Here is a 19518-nt window from a genome sequence, read left to right as displayed (position 1 = left end):
AATTCACCCGAAGGACAGGCCGAGCCCTACGGAATACTCGCGGAGCTGCGGACGATGGGTGACGTCGTCCGCGCTCCCTGGAACGGTTGGTTCGTCACCGGTTTCGATACCTGTAGCCAGGTGCTGCGCGGCCGCAACTGGCTCGCCCCCGACTTCGCCTGGCAGGAGCGGCAGGACGACTCCAAGCAGTGGGACGCGATCGCGACCCGGGAGATGACCGGCACGCTCGCCCGGCTGAACGCCCCCGAACACACCTGCCAGCGCCGCTCGCTGGGCAACCTCTTCGACCGCTCCACCATCGAACGCCTCACCCCCGACGTAGAGCGCGACGCCGACCGGCTCCTGGACGAGCTGGCCGACAAGCTCCGCTGGGGTGAGGCGGATTTCGTCTCCACGGTCAGTGAGCAGCTGCCGGTCCACACGGTCGGCTCCTGGCTGGGGCTGCCGCGCGAGGACTATCCCCACATCCTGGAGATCACCCACAACCAGGTGTACGCCCAGGAGTTGCTGCCCACCAAGAGCCAGCTGGCGATCTCCGCCGAGGCGACCGTGCAGCTGCGCGCGTACTTCACCGATCTGGTCGCCCGCCGCCGGGCCGAGCCCCGCCACGACGTGCTGACCGGCTGGATCCACACCTGGGACTCGATGGAGCCGGACCGCGAGCGGGCGGACGAGATCCTGTACCGGCTCACCATGTTCGTCACCATCGCCTCGCTGGAGACCACCGCGACGCTGCTGACGTCGATGACTTCCCTGCTGCTGGCCGAGCCCGGCCGGTGGCAGTGGCTGCGTGACCACCCCGAGCACATCGACGCGGCCGTCGACGAGGTGCTGCGCTACGACCCGCCCATCCACATCAACACCCGGATCGCCGCCGAGGACACCGTCCTGGCCGGCGTCCCGATCAAGAAGGACAGCATGGTCCACGTCCTGTACGGCGCCGCCAACCACGACCCCCGGCGCAACCCCGACCCCGGCGCGTTCGACATCCTGCGCGGCGGCAGCCACCTCACCTTCGGCGGCGGGGTGCACTACTGCCTGGGCGCGGCGCTCGCCAAGCTGGAAGCGCGCACGCTGCTGGCCCGCACGCTGGATCGTTTCCCCACCCTGCGGGCCGCCTCCCCGCCCGTGTACGCCCCCCGGATGGTCTTCAGACGGATCACCTCGCTGGGCGTGGCGCTGTGAAGCTCTCGCTGCCCGACTTCCTGACGCCGTCCTCCCCCGCGCACGAGAAGGGCCCCTCGCACGAGGAGGCCGCGACGGTACGCACCCGGCGCGAGGGCCCCGTCCTGCACGTGGAGCTGTACGCCCCCGAGACCGGCAACGCGGTCACCGAGGCGATGCTGGACGAGCTGCTGGACGCCGTCACCGCCCCCGACCCCGAGGTGCGGGTGCTGGTGCTCAGCGGCGCCGGGGACGACTTCTGCCTGGGCGGCGACCGCGCCGAGTTCGCCGACTGGCTGGAGGAGGACCCGACCGGCCGGGGCATCCGGGTCGCCGGGGAGAAGGCCCGCCGGGTCTGCGAGGCGATCTCCGGCAACCGGGCCGTCACCGTCGCCCGGGTCCAGGGCAAGGCGATCGGCGCGGGCCTGGCGCTCGCCCTCGCCTGCGATCTGCGGGTCGGCGCGGAGAGTGCCTCCTTCCGGCTGCCGGAGCTGGCGCTCGGGCTGCCGACCGCCTGGGGCGGGCTGCTGCCCCGGCTGATCCACGAGGTCGGCGCGGCCCGTGTCCGCGAACTGATCCTGACCGGAAGGGCGTTCGACGCGGCGGAGGCGCAAGCGCTCTCCGTCCTCCAGCGGGTCGTTCCGGAAAACGAATTGGATCAGGCCGTACAGGCCTGGGCGAAGCCCGTCGTACGCCGTCCCGAGGCCGCCCTCAGAGTGACGAAAGCCCTGCTCAACTCCTATGCGGCGGCCACCCGGATGGCCGACCCGTCCTTCCTCGACGCGGAGCTGATGGCCTCCGTCGCGGCAGCCGGTCGGCGCACACCCCCTCGCACTCCTGGGCCCGACACGTCACACTCGTAACAATCAACTGGGGAGGTCTCGGGCGTGGATGTACCGGTATGGCTCTGGGTGGCGTTCGCCGTAACGGTGGTCGTCTCCCTCACAGTCGACTTGCTTGCCCACCGAAACGCGCATGTCATCGGCTTCAAGGAAGCCGCCTGGTGGAGCGTGCTGTGGGTGAGCCTCGCGCTCATCTTCGGCGGTGTGGTCTTCTTCGTCCTCGGGACGACCGCGGGGACGGAATACACGACGGCCTGGCTTCTGGAGAAGAGCCTTTCGGTCGACAACCTCTTCGTCTTCGCGCTGATCTTCGCCTATTTCAAGGTGCCCCGGGAATATCAGCACCGGGTGCTGTTCTTCGGCGTCATCGGCGCTCTGGTGTTCCGCGCCATCTTCCTGACGGCCGGCGTCGCGGTGGTGAACCGCTTCACCTTCGTGCTGTTCCTCTTCGCGGCGATCCTCTTCTACAGCGCCTACAAAATCATCAAGGGCGACGAGGACAACTTCGACCCGGGCAAGAGCTTCGCGGTGCGGCTGCTGCGGAAGATCATGCCGGTCCGGGACGACTACGCGGGAACGCACTTCGTCATCAGGGAGGAGGGGAAGCGGGTCGCCACACCGCTGCTGGCGGTGGTCGCCGCGATCGAGGCGGCCGACCTGCTCTTCGCCGTCGACAGCGTGCCCGCCGTCCTGGCGGTCAGCGACGACGCGTTCATCGTCTACACCAGCAACGCGTTCGCCATCCTCGGCCTGCGGGCGCTCTACTTCCTGCTGGCCGGACTCCTGGACCGCTTCCACTACCTGAGCAACGGCCTGGCGATCATTCTGGCGTTCATCGCCGTGAAGCTCATTCTCCAGGCCTCGCACAAGATGATCAATACCTCCATTCCGGAGATTCCCTCACCGATCAGCCTGGCGGTGATCGTCACCATTCTGACGGTCTCGATCGTGCTCAGTATCCGGCGCCCACCGCCTGACGCGGATACCGGGGCCGGTGCGGGTGGTACGGAGAGTGCGGAGAAGTCATCCGACGGTAAACCCACCGAGTAACCGGGTGGGCAATGGCCGGGCAAAGCCGATGGAAAGAGTTTCCAAAGTGCGATGCCCGGCCTATCGTAAGTAAATGGCCAGCAAAGAGCGTGAGAACCGGCAGCGGGCCGCTTTCATGTGCCCGACCTGCAAGAATCCCGTCCGCTCCGAGATCAGGCGCCACAAGACCCTCGGGATCTTCGTCCCCGCCTGGCGCCCCGGCCCCTGCGAGAACCCCGACTGCGGGGAGCACGCCGCCGAGGAGCGGCCCTCCCCGCACCGGGCCCGCCCCTGGCCCACCTCCTGAAGCCCCTGGCGCCCGGAGCCGCCCTCCTCGCCGCGCGGACCCGCGTACGGCTGACTAGCGTGGCTGGTGAGGACGCCGGTGGGGGGCCAGGACCGGAAGAGGGTCGCTGCCATGGCTGTGCAACCCGAAGGCACCCCGTGTTGGGTGGACGCGTCGTTCGCCGATCTGGAGGGCGCGAAGAGCTTCTACGGTGATGTGCTCGGCTGGACGTTCGGCGAGGGTTCGCCGGAGTTCGGCAACTACACGACGGCACAGGTGGACGGCAGACGGACGGGCGCCGTGGCCTCGCCGATGCCCGGCAGCGACGACCCGTCCGCGTGGTGCCTGTATCTGGCCTCGCCGGACGCCGCCGCCACCGGCGAGAAGATCCGCGCCAACGGCGGCGAGGTGCTCATGGAGCCCATGCGGGTCGGCGAGTTCGGCACGATGCTGGTGGGCCGCGACCCCGGCGGCGCGGTCTTCGGCGTGTGGCAGGCCGTCACCCACGACGGGTTCGAGACGGAGATGGGCACGCCGGGCGCCTACTGCTGGGCCGAGGTCTTCACCCGGGACCCCGACGCGGCCGACACGTTCTTCCCCGCCGTCTTCGGCTACACACGGCGGAAGTTCGACGACGAGTCGATGGACTTCGCCATGTACGACGTCCAGGGGAAGACGGTGCTGGGCCGGATGGCGATGGGCGACGACTTCCCGCCCGAGGTGCCCGCGTACCTGAACGTGTACTTCGCCGTCCCGGACTGCGACGCGGCGGTGGCGAAGGCGACCGAGCGGGGCGGGGTGCTGCGGTTCGGCCCGATGGACAGCCCCTTCGGCCGGTTCGCGGCCCTGTCCGACCCGCAGGGCGCGTCGTTCACCGTGATCGACGTGGCGAGGACGGAGGGCGAGATGCCGGCGACGAGCCCGGCGGCCTGACCGGCCGGCCCGGGCCGGACCGCCCGACGCGGCCGGAGCGGGCAGCCGCTCCGTAGGATTCTCCGAGGGCCTCGCATCTGCGATGGGCAATCGTCCGGAGAATGGTAAATGCAAGCTGAATTGGCCTAGCGTGTCGCGCATGCAGTCCTACACAATCGGTCAGGCAGCACGCCTCCTCGGAGTCAGCCCCGACACCGCCCGACGCTGGGCGGACGCCGGCCGGGTCGCGACCCATCGCGACGACACCGGCCGCCGGCTGATCGACGGCCGTGCGCTGGCCGCCTTCTCGATCGAGGTCGGCCAGGGCGCCGCGGGCGACGACGAGACCCCGTACACCTCGGCGCGCAACGCCTTCCCGGGCATCGTCACAGCGGTGAAGCTCGGCGATGTCGCGGCCCAGGTCGAGATCCAGGCGGGCCCGCACCGGCTCGTCTCGCTCCTGACCCGGGAGGCCGTCGAGGAGCTGGGCCTTGAGGTCGGCATGCAGGCGACCGCCCGGGTGAAGTCGACCAGCGTGCACATCGACCGCACCTGAAGCCCGGCCGACGCCGCCGGTGGCCGGGCCCCGAGCGCTGCCCGCACGCGCCGCCGGACCGCCGGACGCCGACGCCCCGTCAGGACCGCACCCCGAACCACCACCGCAGCACCCCGCACCACGCGCCCCGCGCGAACTCGTCCCTGCCCGGACGGCACCTGGCCGACCCGGGCTCGCAGCCAAGGAGTCCCGCCCTCATGTCTCTCCTGATCACCCGCCGCCGTGCCGCGGCCGCCGTCCTGACGACCGCCCTCCTCGTCCCGCTCGCCGCCTGCGGCAATGACGACTCCGGCACGGACAAGGACAGCGCGAGCAGCGCGAAGCCGTCCGACTCCGCGTCCTCGGGCGCCCCGGCCGCCGAGCTGACCGTGCTGGCCGCCGCCTCGCTGACCGACGTCTTCAAGGAGGCGGGAGCGGCGTACGAGAAGGAGAACCCGGGCACGAAGGTGACGTTCTCCTTCGCGGGCTCCCAGGAGCTGGCCGCCCAGGTCAAGCAGGGCGCCCCCGCCGACGCCCTGGTCACCGCCGACACCAAGACGATGGACGGCCTCACCGGCGAGACCGGCACCCCCACCGTCATCGCCAAGAACCGTCTGGTCATCGCCGTCGGTGAGGGCAACCCGGAGAAGGTCGAGAACCTCAAGGACCTCGCCGACACCAAGCTGAAGGTCGTCCTGGCCGCCCCCGAGGTGCCGGTGGGCCGCTACAGCAAGCAGATCCTCGACGCGCAGAAGATCGAGGTGAAGCCGGTCTCCCAGGAGCCCAACGTCCGCGCGGTCCTCAGCAAGGTAGAGCTGGGCGAGGCGGACGCCGGGCTCGTCTACAAGACGGACGCCGAGACCGCCACCGACAAGGTCGACGCGATCGACATCCCGGACGCGGAGAACGCCGTCGCCTCCTACCCGGCCGCCACGCTGAAGGGCTCCAAGCACAGCGAGGCCGCCGCCGCGTTCGTCGCCTGGCTCTCCACGCCCGCCGCGCAGAAGATCCTCCAGGGCGCGGGCTTCCAGCAGCCGTAGGACCTCCGCCGGGGCCCTGACCCCGCACCGCTCCCGGCAGGTCCGTCCCGTCCGACGGGCCTGCCGGGCCCGCACCTCCAGCCGCCCGACGAGGTCACCGATGAAACGACCGGCACTCCGCCGTACGCCGGGGGCGCGCGCCCCGCTCCTGCTGACGGTGCCCGCACTGGTGGCCGTGGCGTTCCTGATGCTGCCGCTGGTCGGCATCCTGGCCCGTACGTCCTGGGGCGAGCTCGGTACGCACCTCACCGCCGAGCCCACCACCCGGGCGCTCCGCCTCTCCCTCCTCGTCTCGCTCTGGTCGCTCGGCCTCTCGCTGCTGTTCGGGGTGCCGCTGGCCTGGCTGCTGGCCCGGGTGCCCTTCCCCGGCAAGGCGTTCGTGCGCTCGCTGGTGCTGCTGCCGATGGTGCTGCCGCCCACGGTCGGCGGGGTCGCGCTGCTGCTGGCGTTCGGGCGGCGCGGGCTGCTCGGGCCGTGGCTGGAGGACACCTTCGGGATCACGCTGCCCTTCCACACCTCGGGGGCGGTGCTGGCGGCGACGTTCGTCGCGATGCCGTTCCTGGTCATCTCGCTGGAAGGCGCGCTGGGCGGTCTGCGCCCCCGGTACGAGGAGACCGCCGCTTCCCTCGGAGCTTCGCCGGTACGGGTGTTCCTCACCGTGACCCTGCCGATGGTCGCCCCCGGGCTGGTCGCCGGAGCGGCCCTCACCTGGGCGCGGGCGCTCGGTGAGTTCGGCGCCACCATCACCTTCGCCGGGAACCTCCCCGGCACCACGCAGACCCTGCCGCTCCAGGTCTATCTGCTGCTCCAGGAGTCCCCGGAGGCGGCGACCTCGGTGTCCCTGCTGCTCCTGGCGATCGCCATGATCGTGCTGATCGCGCTGCGCGGCCGGTGGACCGGCACCCCGGGCGACCACCGGCGCGAGGGGTCCGCCCCGCGTCCGGAGGAGCCGACGGCCGGGGACGTCCTCCCGGAACCGCCCCCCGTCCTTCTCGACAAGGCCCCCCAGGAGCGCTGGCCCCTGCACGCCGACGTCACCGGCTTCACCCGCCTCGCCCTGGCCGCGGACCCCGGCACCACCATCGCGGTCGTCGGCCCCAACGGCGCGGGCAAGACCACCCTCCTGCGCGCCCTCCTCGGCCTCACCCCCCGCGCCCACGCCCGACTGCGCCTGGGCGAGGCCGATGTGACGGCCCTCCCCCCGCACCGCCGGGGCGTCGCCTGGGTCCCCCAGGACGGCGCGCTCTTCCCGCACCTGAGCGCCCTGTCCAACACGGCGTACGGGCTCCGCACCCATGGCGTCCCCCGCGCGGAGGCCCGGCGCGAGGCGCAGTCCTGGCTGGACCGGCTCGGCGTCGGCCACCTGGCCCACCGCAAGCCCGGCCAGCTCTCCGGCGGCCAGGCCCAACGCGTCGCCCTGGCCCGCGCGTTGGCGGCCCGCCCGCGCCTCCTGCTGCTGGACGAACCGCTCGCCGCCCTCGACCAGACGACCCGGGCCCACGTCCGGCACACCCTGCGCCGCCACCTCGCCGACTTCGGAGGGGTCTGCCTGATCGTCACGCACGACCCGGTCGAGGCGGTCTCGCTGGCCGACCGGGTCCTGGTCCTGGACGACGGCCGGGTCCTCCAGGACGAGCCGCCCGCCGAGGTGACCCGCCACCCCCGCTCCCCCTGGGTGGCCCGGATGCTCGGCCGCAACGCCTGGCCCGGCACCGCCACCGCCGACGGCCTGGCCCTCGCGGGCGGCGGCCACCTCGTCGTCGCCGAACCCCTCGCCCCGGGCACGGAGGCCCTCGCGGTCATCGCCCCCGAAGCCGTCTCCGTACACCGCGAGAAGCCCACCGGCTCCCCCCGCAACGTCTGGCCCGGCACGGTCCGCGAGATCACCTCGGGCGGCAGCAGGCTGCGCCTCCTCATCACCTCCGACCGGGCGCCGGACCTGGTCGCGGAGATCACCCCGCAGGCGGCGGCCGAGCTGTCCATCGCGGACGGCACACCGGTCTGGACGGGCGTGAAGGCGACCGAGGTGACGGTCGTCCCGCTCTGACTCCACGTATGGCGCGGGCCCCAGCGGGAACCAGACAACTGCCGTACGCGTACTCATGTACGACAGATCCGAGAGACGGGGCATCCATGGCACTGTTCGGCAACGCGCACACGATCAACCCGGCCACCGCCCAGCAGGACTACGAGCGCCTCCTCGGCCAGGGCGAGCAGGTGCACGCCGCGTTCCTGCTGATCCGCGACACGATCCTGTTCACGGACCGCCGGCTGATCCTCGTCGACAAGCAGGGCATCACCGGCAAGAAGACCGAGTACCACTCCGTGCCGTACCGCAGCATCACGCACTTCGCGGTGGAGACGGCCGGCACGTTCGACCTGGACGCCGAGCTGAAGATCTGGATCTCGGGCAGCTCCACCCCGCTCCAGAAGACGTTCACCAAGGGCGTCGACATCTATGAGGTGCAGGCGATACTGACGCAGTTCGTCGCGCGGTAACCGTAAAAGACTTCAGAAGTACGGGCGCAGCCTCGGGGCCGCCGCGTTCCCCGGGGCCGTGTCCCGCATCCGGGCCACGCGCTCGCGCATCCGGGGCAGCAGCCCGTAGAGCACATCGCCCGGGCAGCGGGTCTCGTAGCTGTCGCGGTGGCCGGAGATGACGTTCAGCCGGGCCACCTGGCCCTCGTCGAAGCGGCTCTCGGCGTTCGTCGAGACCAGTTCGACCGTGGCGAGCGGATCGACGCCGGGCCGCAGCTTCCAGGCGGCCAGCTCCACCAGCGCGTCCATCATCGGCTTCGGCACCTCTGTGCCCTCGCCGAAGGTCCCGATCGCGGCGATGCCGACCGTGTCGGCGTTGAACCCCTTGGTGTGGGCGCCGAGCACCGACCGCCCCACGCCGCCCGCCCGGCCCTCGTAGATGGTGCCGCAGCGGTCGACGAGGAAGTTGTAGCCGATGTCGTCCCAGCCGTCCTTCTCCACATGGTCGGCCTGGACCGCCCGGATCAGCTCGGGGGCGTCCGCGCAGGCGTAGTCGTTGGGGTTGCCGGTGTGGTGGATGAAGACCGCCTTCGCCGCGCCCGTGTAGTGCGGGCGCTCCCGGACCAGCTCCTCATCCGCGTGCCACTCCTGGCGGCTGACGACGGCGGGCTGCGGGAGCCCGCGCGGCGGTCTGGGTCCCGAGGCCAGCTCCCGGTGCTGCTCGTGGAGCGCCGGGCCGTCCCGGAACACCAGGAGGACCAGGGGCAGCAGCAGGGCGCCCAGGACGACGGTTCGGCGGGACCACATGGACTCCACCCTGCGCCTCGGTCCCGGCCTTCGCAGGGGGGCGGGCCGATCGGGTGACCCCCGCCCGGTGGGGGCATTTCGTCCGGAATGCGCACCTGGGCAGGTGTTCCTACGATGAGATCCGGATCGTCCGCCGCGCCCTGCGGCGAGCCCGGCCGGATCGAGGAACGCATGGCCCACGACGCTCTCCAGGACGGGCGCGACGGCTCGGCGGTCAGCCTGAAGCCGAACGCCATCGGGTTCGTCGACGCCCTCGTCATCGGCCTCAACGCGACCTCCCCCGCCTACTCCCTGGCCGCCGTGATCGGCCCGATCGTGGCCCTGGTGGGGATCTACGCCCCGGGCGTCATGTTCGCCTCCTTCGTCCCGATGCTGCTGATCGCCTCGGCGTTCTACTACCTCAACAAGGTCGACCAGGACTGCGGTACGACGTTCTCCTGGGTGACCCGGGCGATGGGCCCGTGGGCGGGGTGGCTCGGCGGCTGGGCGATCACCATGACCGGCGTGCTGGTCGTCGGCTCGCTGGCCGATGTGGCGGTGAGCTTCACCCTGCTGGCGGTGGGCCTCGACGGCTGGGTCGCCAACGACTTCGTACGGCAGCTGCTCACCGTGCTGCTGATCATCGTGATGACCGGGCTCTGTGTGATCGGCACCGAGCTGTCGGCCAAGGTGCAGAACGCGCTGATCCTCCTCCAGGTCGCCTTCCTGCTGGTCTTCGTCGTGGTGGCGCTCTACCGGGTGTACGCGGGCACCACCGGCTTCGACTCCATCGAACCGTCCCTGGGCTGGCTGGACCCGTTCGGCGCCGGTGGCGCCGCGCTGACCGGCGGGCTGCTGCTCGGGGTGTTCATCTACTGGGGCTGGGAGTCGGCGGTCAACCTCACCGAGGAGACGGAGAACTCGGCGAGCGCCCCGGGCAAGGCGGGCCTGTGGTCCACGGTGGTGCTCCTGGTGACCTACCTGTCGGTCGCCGTCGCTGTCGTGGCCTTCGCGGGGACGGCGTTCCTGGCGGAGAACGCGGGCGAGGAGGAGTTCATCTTCGCCCAGCTCGCCGGGGACGTGCTGGGCGGCTGGGACTGGATCCTGCTGCTCGCGGTCGCCACCTCCGCGATCGCCTCCACCCAGACCACGATCATCCCGGCGTCCCGGACCGCCCTGTCGATGGCCCGCCGTCAGGCGCTGCCGCAGCACTTCGGGCACATCAGCCCCCGCTTCCGTACCCCCGACGTCAGTACGTGGTGGGTCGCCGGGATCGCCATCGCCTGGTACCTGGTGGTCAACCAGATCTCCACCAACGCCCTCTTCGACTCGCTCACCGCCCTCTCCCTCCTGATCGCCTTCTACTACGCGCTCACCGGGGTGGCCTGCGCCGTCTACTACCGGCGCCACCTCACCGAGAGCGTGCGCAACTTCGTCCTCATCGGCCTGGGCCCGGTGGTCGGCGCCGCCCTGCTGGCCTGGCTGCTGGTCCGGTCGGTCATCGACATGTCCGACCCGGCCAACTCCTACAGCGGCACCTCCTGGTTCGGGCTCGGCCCGCCGCTCGTCATCGGCATCGCGATCTCCCTGGTCGGCGTGGTCCTGATGGTGGTGTGGCGGCTGCGCGACGCGGTTTTCTGGCAGGAGCGGCCGGGGGTCGCCGATCCGGAGCTGGTGCACGCCACGACCGCGAAGTCCGACGGGAAGTCCGCCGGCGGGAAGGAGCGCTGAGATGTCGGTCGTCCTCGGTTACGACGAGTCCCCCGGCGCCGCCCGCGCCCTGCGCATCGCGATCGAGGTGGCGGCGGCCTACGGCGAGGAGCTGGTCCTCGTCTACGGCGCCGCCGCCCCGGGCCTGCGCGACGGGGCCGAGTACCGCAGCCACTACGACGCCATCCGGCAGGCCGGCCGCACGGGTCTGGAGCACGCGCTGACGTCCGCCGAGGAGGCCGGCGTACCGGCGAGTGTGGAGGTGCTGGACGAGAGCCCCGCGCAGGCCCTCCTGGACGCCGCCGAACGGCACGGCGCCCGGGTCATCGTGGTCGGCACCTGGGGCGAGTCCCCGATGCGCGGCGCCCTGCTCGGATCGACCCCGCACAAGCTGCTGCACATGTCCCCGGTCCCGGTGCTGTGCGTGCCGACGGAGGACGGCACGGCCTAGGAGGGAGGCGGGCCGCCGCCCGGGAAAGGCCCGGAAGGGCACCGCGCCTCCCGGCCAGGCCCGCAACACCCGGTCAGTTCGGGCAGTGGATGTCCCGGGCGGGCCGCACCCCGGTCACCAGGAAGTCGCTGACCACCCGGTCCCCGCAGGCGTTGCCGTTGCCCAGATACATGCCGTGCCCGCCCTGTTCGACGGTGACCATCCGGGCCCGCTCGCCGAGCGCCTTACGCATCTTCAGGGCTCCGGCCAACGGGGTGGAGGGGTCGCGCAGGCTCTGGATCATCAGGACGTTCGAGGGGCCCTCGTCGGTTATCCGGGTGGGTCTCGGCTCCTCGGCGTGGGTCCAGAAGGCGCAGGGCGTGATGTTCGCGGGCATCCCGGCCGTCAGCGGATACCGCGCCCGGTCGGCGGCGACCCGGCCCGCGTACCCGGAGGCCGGTCCCGGCCAGCGCACGTCGTTGCAGATCGCCGCGACCGTCATCGACGCGTCCGCGTCCGGCAGCGGCCCCGCCAGCTCCGGCGGAAGGACCGGGCGGCCCTTCGGGTCCCGGGCCGCCTTCACCAGCCGGGCCAGCGGGGCGAAGCCCGTATCGCTGTACAGGGCGCTCTGGAGGGCCTGCCGCAGCAGGTTGCCCGTGAGCGGGGTGGACGGCACGTCCGAGGTCTTCGGGTGGCGGTCCAACTCCCGTGCCAGGGAGAGGAACAGCGGCTGTACGTCCCCGGGGCGCCGGGCCAGCCGCAGCCCCTGGGCCTCCCGGGCCGGGTCCGCCGCCCAGGCCGCGAAGTCGGGGAAGCGCTCGGCGGCGCCCGGGGCCATGTTCGCCAGCCAGCCGTACGCCACCCGGCCCGGGTCCGGGTCGCCGGTGCTGTCCAGGACCAGCCGGCCGACCCGGTCCGGGTGGCGCTGCGCGTACACCGCGCCGACGTAACTCCCGTACGAAGAACCCCAGATGGACACCCTCCGCTCCCCCAGCGCGCCGCGCAGCCGGTCCAGGTCACGGACCTCGTTCCCCGTGGTGAAGGACCGCAGCACCGGGCCCCCGTTCCGGGCGCAGAGCTCGGCGGTGCGGCGGGAGCGCTCGGCGGCGGCCGCGATCGAGCCGTCCGGCGCGGGCCAGGACCGCAGCGTCACCAGGTGCCGGTCGGCCTCGGGAATCCGGCAGTTCGCCCGGACCGAGGAGCCGACCCCGCGCGGGTCCAGGCTGACCAGGTCGTACGCCCCCTCGGTCGCCGCCCGCAGCGCCTCGCCCTTCTGTGCCAGGCGCTGCACCCCCGAGGAGCCGGGCCCGCCGGGGATCACGAACAGCGTGCCGCGCCGGGCGTCCGGCCGGTCGGTGCGCAGCCGGGTGACGGCAACCCCGACCGTGCGGCCCCCGGGGTCGCCGTAGTCCAGCGGGACCCGCAGCTCGGCACACTCCTGCCCGGCCGCCGGGACCGGCACCCCGGCGCCCGGCTCGCAGGCGTGCCAGGCGAGCGGGGGCGCGGCGCGGCCCGCCGGGCGGCTGTGCGCGACGGGCGTCACGGCGGCGGTCAGCGTGGCGGCCGCGGCGGTCACGGAGAGGGCGAGCAGGAGGGCCTTGCGGGTCCGGTTCGTCATGCGACAAGCCTGGTCGCCCCGGAGCCCGCAGCCCATCCGGAAGGCCGGTGGACTCCAGGTGGGGCCACCCCCAGGAAGGCCCCTGCGGGCAGCGCCCAGGAACCCGAGGGCCCACGGACGGGAGTGACGAAGGGCACCGGGGGTGGAAGGAACGCCTCCGCCCCCTAGGGTGTCAGGATGCCTTCCCCCCTCACTTCGGAGCAGCCGCGCCCCACCGCGGCCGCCGCCACCGCACCGGAGACCGGCAAGCCGCCCGCCGGCGGCCGGGACCACTTCTTCGACAACGCGAAGTACCTGGCGATCGTGCTGGTCGCGATCGGACACGCATGGGAGCCGCTGCCCAGCGGGCGGCTGGTGGAAGCCGCGTACACACTGATCTACACCTTCCACATGCCGGTCTTCATCCTGATCGCGGGCTACTTCTCCCGTGGTTTCGAGCTGCGGCCGGACCGGGTGTGGAAGCTGATCACCAGCCTGCTGGTGCCGTATCTGATCTTCGAGGTCCTCTACACGGTCTTCCAGCGGCTCACCCGCGACCCGGAGTACTCGCTCTCCCTGCTCTCGCCGTACTGGCTGCTGTGGTTCCTGCCCGCCCTGTTCTTCTGGCGGCTCTCCACCCCGGTCTGGCAGGCGGTCCGCGCCCCGGTGCTCGTCGCCCTCGCCATCGCGGCCGTGGCGACGGTGTCCCCGGCCGCCGACGGCTCGCTCCCCATCCAGCGCACCTTGCAGTTCCTGCCGTTCTACGTGCTGGGGCTGCGGCTGGGCCCGCAGCACTTCGCGCTGGTGCGGCGGACCTGGGTACGCGTCGTCTCCGTACCGGTCTTCGCGCTCGGGCTGCTGGTGGCGTACTGGCTGGTGCCCCGGACCTCGACCTCGTGGTTCTTCCGGAAGAACAGCACCCTGGAGATGGACAGCGCCCAGTGGACCGGCCCGACGGCGACGCTCCTGCTCTTCGTGGCGGCCATCGTGCTCGGCGCGTGCTTCCTGGCCTGGGTGCCGCAGGGCCACAGCTGGATGACGGCGCTCGGCAAGTGCACGCTGTACGGGTATTTGCTGCACGGCTTCGTCATCCGGGGCCTGTTCTACGGCGGCTTCTACGACCGGCCGTTCTTCGACACCACCCTGGGCACGGTCGCCGTCACCGTCGGCGCGGCGGTCATGGTGACCCTGCTGTGCACCCCGTACGTACGGAGCCTGCTGCGGCCCCTCCTGGAACCCCGCATGGAGTGGGCCAGGCAGCGGCCGCCGGCGGCGAAACAGCCCTGAACGTACGGAAAGGCCCCCGGGCGGACCCCACCGTGAGGTGGTCGGTCCGCCCGGGGGCCTTCGACGCGGAAGGAACCGCTACAGGGCGCCGAGCCCCTGCACGGGACCCGGGGCGGCGGCCGGGGCCGCGACCGCCGGGGTGCCCAGGAGCGCGGACGCCGTCTCCAGCGGGGTGCGGGCCGCAGCGGCCGCCGGGGCGACGGCCGCCTCGGCGGTACGGCAGGTGAAGCCGAGCTTGGAGAGCGCCCGGACGACCTCGGCGGAGGAGAAGTCACGCCGGTCCTGGCGGGTGATGAGCTCACCCACCTGCTTGACCGGGTAGACACGGCGGCTGATGACCACCGCGTCACCGGTGACGGGCTCGGGCTTGACGCCCTTCATCAGGTCCTCGACCTCGTTCTTGAAGATGTCGAAGGGGAAGCGGGCGATGACACAGCGCATGGGTCCTCAACAGGGTCGAGTGGCTCGGGAGGCCGCACGGCGGAGCCGTACGGGGAGGGCGGCGGCGGACCGCCGCCCCGCGCGGGCTACGCGGCGCGGTTGGACCGGCGCATCGCGGCGGCCGCACGCGCCTCCGGCGTCGGCACACCCGGGCGGCGGCCACGGGCCGGGGCCCCGCCGCCGCGCTTGGTGCCGCGCCCCATGAACGCGCCGCCGCCGCTGCGGCCGGAGCGCTCCTTGGGCGGGGCGGTGATGACCACCGGGACGCCCGAGGGCGCCTGCGCACCGGTGATCCGGCTCAGCTCGGCCTCGCCGGAGCGGACCTGGGCGATCTGCGGGGTGATCCCGGCGTCCAGCATCAGCCGGGTCATCTCGCGGCGCTGGTTGGGCAGCACCAGCGTGACGACGCTGCCGGACTCCCCGGCCCGGGCGGTACGGCCGCCGCGGTGCAGGTAGTCCTTGTGGTCGCTGGGCGGGTCGACGTTGACGACGAGGTCCAGGTTGTCCACGTGGATGCCGCGAGCCGCGACGTTCGTGGCGACGAGGACCGTAACGTGCCCGGTCTTGAACCGCTCCAGGGTGCGGGTGCGCTGCGGCTGGGACTTGCCGCCGTGCAGCGCCGCCGCCCGGACCCCGCTGTGCAGCAGGTGGTCGGTGAGCTTGTCCACAGCGTGCTTGGTGTCCAGGAACATGATCACGCGCCCGTCGCGGGCGGCGATCTCCGTGGTGGTGGCGTACTTGTCGGCGCCCTGGACGTAGAGCACGTGGTGCTCCATCGTCGTGACGGCACCGGCGGCCGGGTCGACGGAGTGGACGACCGGGTCGTTGAGGTAGCGCTTGACGAGCAGGTCGACGTTGCGGTCGAGGGTCGCCGAGAAGAGCATCCGCTGCCCCTCCGGGTTCACCTGGTCCAGCAACTCGGTGACCTGCGGCATGAAGCCCATGTCGGCCATCTGGTCGGCCTCGTCGAGGACGGTGATGGTGACCCGGTCCAGCTTGCAGTCGCCGCGCTCGATGAGGTCCTTGAGCCGGCCCGGGGTGGCGACGACGACTTCGGCGCCGCCGCGCAGCGCACTGGCCTGGCGGCCGATGGACATGCCGCCCACGACGGTGGCGATGCGGAGCTTGAGCGACCGGGCGTACGGGGTGAGCGCGTCGGTCACCTGCTGGGCCAGCTCCCGGGTGGGGACGAGGACCAGGGCGAGCGGGCGCTTGGCGTCGGCGCGGCGGCCCGCGGTACGGGCCAGCAGCGCCAGGCCGAAGGCGAGGGTCTTGCCCGAGCCGGTGCGGCCACGGCCGAGCACGTCACGGCCGGCCAGCGAGTTCGGCAGGGTGGCCGCCTGGATCGGGAACGGGACGGTCATGCCCTCGGCGGTGAGCGCCGCCTTGAGCGTGGCGGGCATCTCCAGCTCGCCGAAGGTCTCGGCGGCGGGCAGCGCCGGGGTGATGGTGACCGGCAGGGCGAACTCGCCCTTCAGCGCCGAGCTGCGGCGGCTGGAACCACCGGAGCGCTTGGGGCCGCCGCCGAACCCGGCGGCGCGGCGCTCGCCGCCACCGGAGTAGCGGGGGGCGCCGCCGCTGCGGGCGCCGGAGGGGCCGCCGGAGCGGGTACGGGCGAATCGGTCGTTGGAGCGGGGGGTGCGTTCGCGGTTCATGCAGAACCTTTCCTCGATGGGGCACGTATCGAGGGATTCTTTTTCGGGAAGCGGCCGTGAACGGCACCCAGAATCGCAAGAACGAGCCGATGAAATGACAAAGGGGAGCGAAGCCCGGCCGCCGGGAATCAGTGCACCGGACGCGGCTTCGTCAGGGGGCGCGCTGGGCGGGCCCCGGAAACAGCAACGAGCTGGGGCCCGCACCCCAAGGTGCGGGCCCCAGCTGCGCAGAACTACCTGAGTGATCAGGCGGGGGTGATGTTCTCGGCCTGCGGGCCCTTCTGGCCCTGCGTGACGTCGAAGTTCACCTTCTGGCCCTCCTGCAGCTCACGGAAGCCGGAGGCGGCGATGTTGGAGTAGTGGGCGAAGACGTCAGCGCCGCCGCCGTCCTGCTCGATGAAGCCGAAGCCCTTTTCCGCGTTGAACCACTTCACGGTGCCAGTAGCCATGTCATATCTCCTTAGGGGAGGGGCAGTGCCCGCGGGCCCACACTGTGCGGACCCCACGTCGCCGCGATGATTACCCCGTCCGGAAGAACACCGGAAATACAAAAGCGCACCTACCGACATCGAGTCGGCTGATGCACTTGAAGTTTTTGGGAACCACAACTGCAACTGAGATCAACAGTAGCACGGCAGCGCCGGGAGAGGCTGAACGGAATATCACTCGGCATGGCGGAACAAATCGCGGAAGAAAAAGCCTCATCGCGCATTGCTTGAAATTCTGTGCTGGCGAATGCAGATATGTTCCGGGCGCCGCGCGGGGGTGGCCCCGGGCGTCCTCAGCGGTCCGTGCGGCCGCGCAGCTCCTCGTTGAGGCGCAGCGCCTCTTCGAGCTGGTCCTCCAGGATGACGATCCGGCAGGCGGCCTCGACGGGCGTGCCGGAGTCGACCAGCTCGCGGGCGCGGGCGGCGATGCGCAACTGGTAGCGGGAGTAACGGCGGTGGCCGCCCTCGGACCGCAGCGGCGTGATCAGCCGGGCCTCACCGATCGCCCGCAGGAAACCCGGCGTCGCCCCGATCATCTCGGCGGCGCGCCCCATCGTGTAGGCGGGGTAGTCGTCGTCGTCGAGTCGATCGATGGCGTGCGAGGGGGTCTCCGGGGGCATCTGCACCTCTTCTGTCACGCATGACCGAGGGCCCGGGGCGCCGTACGCCTGCGGGGTGCCCCTCTGCTGCGTACCGCTGTTTCACCTGACTGCACAAGAAACCCTAATCGCCCGGGAAGGTCATGTCTATCGCGGCCGGAACAGGTTTCGGCCACCGGCGGCGGGCCGATGGCCGACGCGCCGATGGAACTGACCGACTGGTCAGTTGTCGTCGGGCGGACCGCGGGGCCATAATGCACGCGTAGCCCTTCACGCATCCCCCGTCGTGAAGGGCTACACCCCTGTCCGGAGCCGCCGTAGTCCGAGCCCTCCCCCCGCTGGTGGACGCCGCGCGGGAGAGCCCGGGGGAGAAGACCTCATGAGCCCCACCCCCGCCGCCGAGGACACCCCCGCCCGTACCTCCGCCCTCGCGCGCACCGTCACCGACGTGCTCCAGCCCCGCAACGCCCTGCTGGCCGGGATGCTCGGCATCGGACTCGCCGCGGCCGGCGACTGGACCGGGCTGCTCTGGGGGTTCCTCGGGGCGCTCTGCGCCGGGCTGGTCCCGGCGGGCTACATCGAGTGGGAGCGCGGGCGCGGCACCTGGGGCGACCGCCATGTCGTGGACCGTACGAAGCGGGCCCCGATCTTCTTCGTCATCCTCGGCTCCATCGGCACCGGCTCGGTGGTGATGGTCCTCGGGAACGCGCCGCGCGGCATCCTCACCGCGATGCTCGCGCTCTGGGTGATGACGATCGGGCTGCTGGCCGTCAACACGGTGTGGAAGATCTCCGTCGACGCGGCGGTGGCCTCGGCGGTGGTGGCGCTGCTCGCCGTCGTGCACTCCCCGTGGTGGCTGGCCGCGTACGCGCTGACCGTCGCCATGTGCTGGTCGCGGGTGGCCCTCGGCTACCACACGGTCGCGCAGACCGTGGCGGGCGCGGCGCTGGGGGCGGCGACGACGGTGGCGTACGCGGTCGGGGGCTGACGGAGCCGCCTCGCGGGGCGGGGCACGTACTGGTCCGAGGGCTGATGGAGCGCGCCTCGGCGGGGCACGTACTCGTTCGGGCGGCCTCGTCCCCCGCCGGTGCGCCGCGCCCCCGCCGTCCCGGCCGCCGCCCCTAGCGTGGCCGCCATGCGCGTACTGGTCACCGGCGGAGCCGGGTTCATCGGGTCACATGTCGTCGCCGCGCTCACCGCGGCCGGGCACGAGAGCGTGGTGCTGGACGCCCTGCTCCCCTCGGCCCACCCCGGCGCCACGGCCCCCGAGGTTCCCGGGGCCGACCTGGTCGTCGGGGACGTCCGGGACCGGGAGGCGGTGGCGGGGGCGCTCGCCGGGGTCGACGCGGTCTGCCACCAGGCGGCGATGGTGGGCCTGGGCAAGGACTTCGCGGACGCGCCGCTGTACGTGGGGTGCAACGACCTGGGTACGGCGGTGCTGCTGGCCGAGATGGCGGCGGCCGGGGTGCGGGACCTGGTGCTGGCCGGGTCGATGGTGGTCTACGGCGAGGGCCGCTACGACTGCCCGAGCCACGGCACCGTCCGCCCCGGCCCGCGCCCGGAGGCGGCGCTGCGGGCGGGGAGCTTCGAGCCCCACTGCCCCGAGTGCGGTACGGAGTTGCTGCCGGGCCTGGTTGCCGAGGCCGCGCCCGCCGACCCGCGCAACGTGTACGCCGCCACCAAACTCGCCCAGGAACACCTGGCCGCCGCGTGGGCCCGGGCGACGGGCGGCCGGGCGGTGTCGCTGCGCTACCACAACGTGTACGGGCCGGGGATGCCGCGCGACACCCCGTACGCCGGGGTCGCCTCGTTCTTCCGCTCTGCCCTGGCGCGCGGCGAGGCGCCCCGGGTCTACGAGGACGGGCGCCAGCGCCGGGACTTCGTCCACGTCCGCGATGTGGCGGCGGCGAACGCGGTGGCCCTGGAGGCGGTACGGGAGCGCCGGCCCGCCTCGTTCACCGCGTACAACACGGGCAGCGGGGAGCCGCACACGATCGGCGAGATGGCCACCGCGCTGGCGGCCGCGCACGGCGGGCCTGAGCCGGTGGTGACCGGGGAGTACCGCCTCGGCGACGTACGCCATGTCACGGCGGATTCGCGGCGGCTGCGCGAGGAGCTGGGGTGGCGGCCGGTGGTCGGCTTCGCTGAGGGGATGGCGGAGTTCGCGCGGGCCGGGCTGCGGGGAGCCGAAGCGGCGGCGCCCCAGCCTGTGGGGGCTGAGGCGCCGTAGAACCTGGTC

20 protein-coding genes are annotated in these 19518 nt (G+C 72.2%); 14 read left to right on the top strand and 6 right to left on the bottom strand.

Features of this window, described 5'->3' with window-relative positions; genetic code table 11:
* The first annotated feature begins 54 nt into the window (after positions 1-54).
* From GTY67_RS17445 to GTY67_RS17405, 9 genes are all read left to right on the top strand, one after another.
* Positions 55-1185, top strand: coding sequence for a cytochrome P450 (locus tag GTY67_RS17445; RefSeq protein WP_161280138.1), 1131 nt, complete (start codon positions 55-57; stop codon positions 1183-1185).
* Entirely contained in the window at positions 1182-2027 is an 846-nt protein-coding gene (locus GTY67_RS17440; protein WP_161279270.1) for an enoyl-CoA hydratase/isomerase family protein, read from the top strand. The genes GTY67_RS17445 and GTY67_RS17440 overlap by 4 nt, the downstream gene beginning before the upstream one ends.
* 24 nt (positions 2028-2051) lie before the next feature.
* Positions 2052-3056 carry a TerC family protein gene (locus tag GTY67_RS17435; protein WP_093689845.1) on the top strand — a complete coding sequence of 335 codons (1005 nt, stop codon included), beginning with the start codon at positions 2052-2054 and terminating at the stop codon, positions 3054-3056.
* Between the two features lie 73 nt (positions 3057-3129).
* Complete coding sequence (locus GTY67_RS17430) at positions 3130-3342, top strand: hypothetical protein (RefSeq protein WP_161279269.1); 213 nt, start codon at positions 3130-3132, stop codon at positions 3340-3342.
* 111 nt (positions 3343-3453) lie between these two features.
* Positions 3454-4254: a VOC family protein gene (locus tag GTY67_RS17425; protein WP_161279268.1), complete on the top strand. Its 801-nt coding sequence runs from the start codon at positions 3454-3456 to the stop codon at positions 4252-4254.
* Positions 4255-4393: 139 nt separating this feature from the next.
* The gene (locus GTY67_RS17420) at positions 4394-4789 is read left to right on the top strand and encodes a helix-turn-helix transcriptional regulator (RefSeq protein ID WP_093689903.1); all 396 of its coding nucleotides are present in this window, start codon (positions 4394-4396) and stop codon (positions 4787-4789) included.
* Between the two features lie 197 nt (positions 4790-4986).
* Positions 4987-5808 carry a molybdate ABC transporter substrate-binding protein gene (modA, locus tag GTY67_RS17415; protein ID WP_161279267.1) on the top strand — a complete coding sequence of 274 codons (822 nt, stop codon included), beginning with the start codon at positions 4987-4989 and terminating at the stop codon, positions 5806-5808.
* A gap of 100 nt (positions 5809-5908) precedes the next feature.
* Entirely contained in the window at positions 5909-7855 is a 1947-nt protein-coding gene (locus GTY67_RS17410) for an ABC transporter permease (RefSeq protein WP_161279266.1), read from the top strand.
* Between the two features lie 86 nt (positions 7856-7941).
* Positions 7942-8307: a PH domain-containing protein gene (locus tag GTY67_RS17405; RefSeq protein WP_018489692.1), complete on the top strand. Its 366-nt coding sequence runs from the start codon at positions 7942-7944 to the stop codon at positions 8305-8307.
* Positions 8308-8319: 12 nt separating this feature from the next.
* Here the strand turns inward: GTY67_RS17405 and GTY67_RS17400 are convergent, their stop codons facing one another.
* Positions 8320-9093: a peptidoglycan recognition protein gene (locus GTY67_RS17400; RefSeq protein WP_161279265.1), complete on the bottom strand. Its 774-nt coding sequence runs from the start codon at positions 9091-9093 to the stop codon at positions 8320-8322.
* A 171-nt stretch (positions 9094-9264) separates the two neighbouring features.
* Between GTY67_RS17400 and GTY67_RS17395 the strand changes: the two genes are divergently transcribed.
* On the top strand, positions 9265-10803 hold the full coding sequence (locus tag GTY67_RS17395) for an APC family permease (RefSeq protein WP_161280137.1): 1539 nt from the start codon (positions 9265-9267) through the stop codon (positions 10801-10803).
* 1 nt (position 10804) lies between these two features.
* Positions 10805-11233 (top strand): universal stress protein, encoded by a 429-nt coding sequence (locus tag GTY67_RS17390; protein ID WP_161279264.1) that lies wholly within the window; start codon positions 10805-10807, stop codon positions 11231-11233.
* Between the two features lie 73 nt (positions 11234-11306).
* On the opposite strand, the gene GTY67_RS17385 is transcribed toward GTY67_RS17390, so the two are convergent.
* Positions 11307-12830, bottom strand: a complete 1524-nt coding sequence (locus GTY67_RS17385) for an alpha/beta hydrolase (protein ID WP_237502641.1) — start codon at positions 12828-12830, stop codon at positions 11307-11309.
* A 177-nt stretch (positions 12831-13007) separates the two neighbouring features.
* Between GTY67_RS17385 and GTY67_RS17380 the strand changes: the two genes are divergently transcribed.
* Positions 13008-14096, top strand: a complete 1089-nt coding sequence (locus tag GTY67_RS17380; RefSeq protein WP_093689828.1) for an acyltransferase family protein — start codon at positions 13008-13010, stop codon at positions 14094-14096.
* 78 nt (positions 14097-14174) lie between these two features.
* Here GTY67_RS17380 and GTY67_RS17375 read toward each other — a convergent pair whose 3' ends face one another.
* The 4 genes from GTY67_RS17375 to GTY67_RS17360 form a co-directional block, all read right to left on the bottom strand.
* A complete protein-coding gene (locus GTY67_RS17375; protein WP_093689826.1) occupies positions 14175-14537 on the bottom strand; it encodes an SCO5918 family protein in 363 nt (120 codons plus the stop codon).
* Positions 14538-14623: 86 nt separating this feature from the next.
* Positions 14624-16192, bottom strand: coding sequence for a DEAD/DEAH box helicase (locus tag GTY67_RS17370; RefSeq protein ID WP_161279262.1), 1569 nt, complete (start codon positions 16190-16192; stop codon positions 14624-14626).
* Between the two features lie 245 nt (positions 16193-16437).
* A complete protein-coding gene (locus GTY67_RS17365) occupies positions 16438-16641 on the bottom strand; it encodes a cold-shock protein (protein WP_015609674.1) in 204 nt (67 codons plus the stop codon).
* 332 nt (positions 16642-16973) lie between these two features.
* Positions 16974-17300, bottom strand: a complete 327-nt coding sequence (locus GTY67_RS17360; RefSeq protein ID WP_093687707.1) for a MerR family transcriptional regulator — start codon at positions 17298-17300, stop codon at positions 16974-16976.
* 358 nt (positions 17301-17658) lie between these two features.
* Here GTY67_RS17360 and GTY67_RS17355 point away from each other — a divergent pair, with 358 nt between their 5' ends.
* Entirely contained in the window at positions 17659-18267 is a 609-nt protein-coding gene (locus GTY67_RS17355) for a hypothetical protein (RefSeq protein ID WP_161279261.1), read from the top strand.
* A 147-nt stretch (positions 18268-18414) separates the two neighbouring features.
* Positions 18415-19509: an NAD-dependent epimerase/dehydratase family protein gene (locus GTY67_RS17350; protein ID WP_161279260.1), complete on the top strand. Its 1095-nt coding sequence runs from the start codon at positions 18415-18417 to the stop codon at positions 19507-19509.
* The last annotated feature ends 9 nt before the right edge of the window (positions 19510-19518 follow it).

Origin of the sequence: Streptomyces sp. SID8374, from assembly GCF_009865135.1 — a bacterium.
Taxonomy (GTDB): domain Bacteria; phylum Actinomycetota; class Actinomycetes; order Streptomycetales; family Streptomycetaceae; genus Streptomyces.
This window is presented reverse-complemented; position numbering and strand designations above follow the sequence as displayed.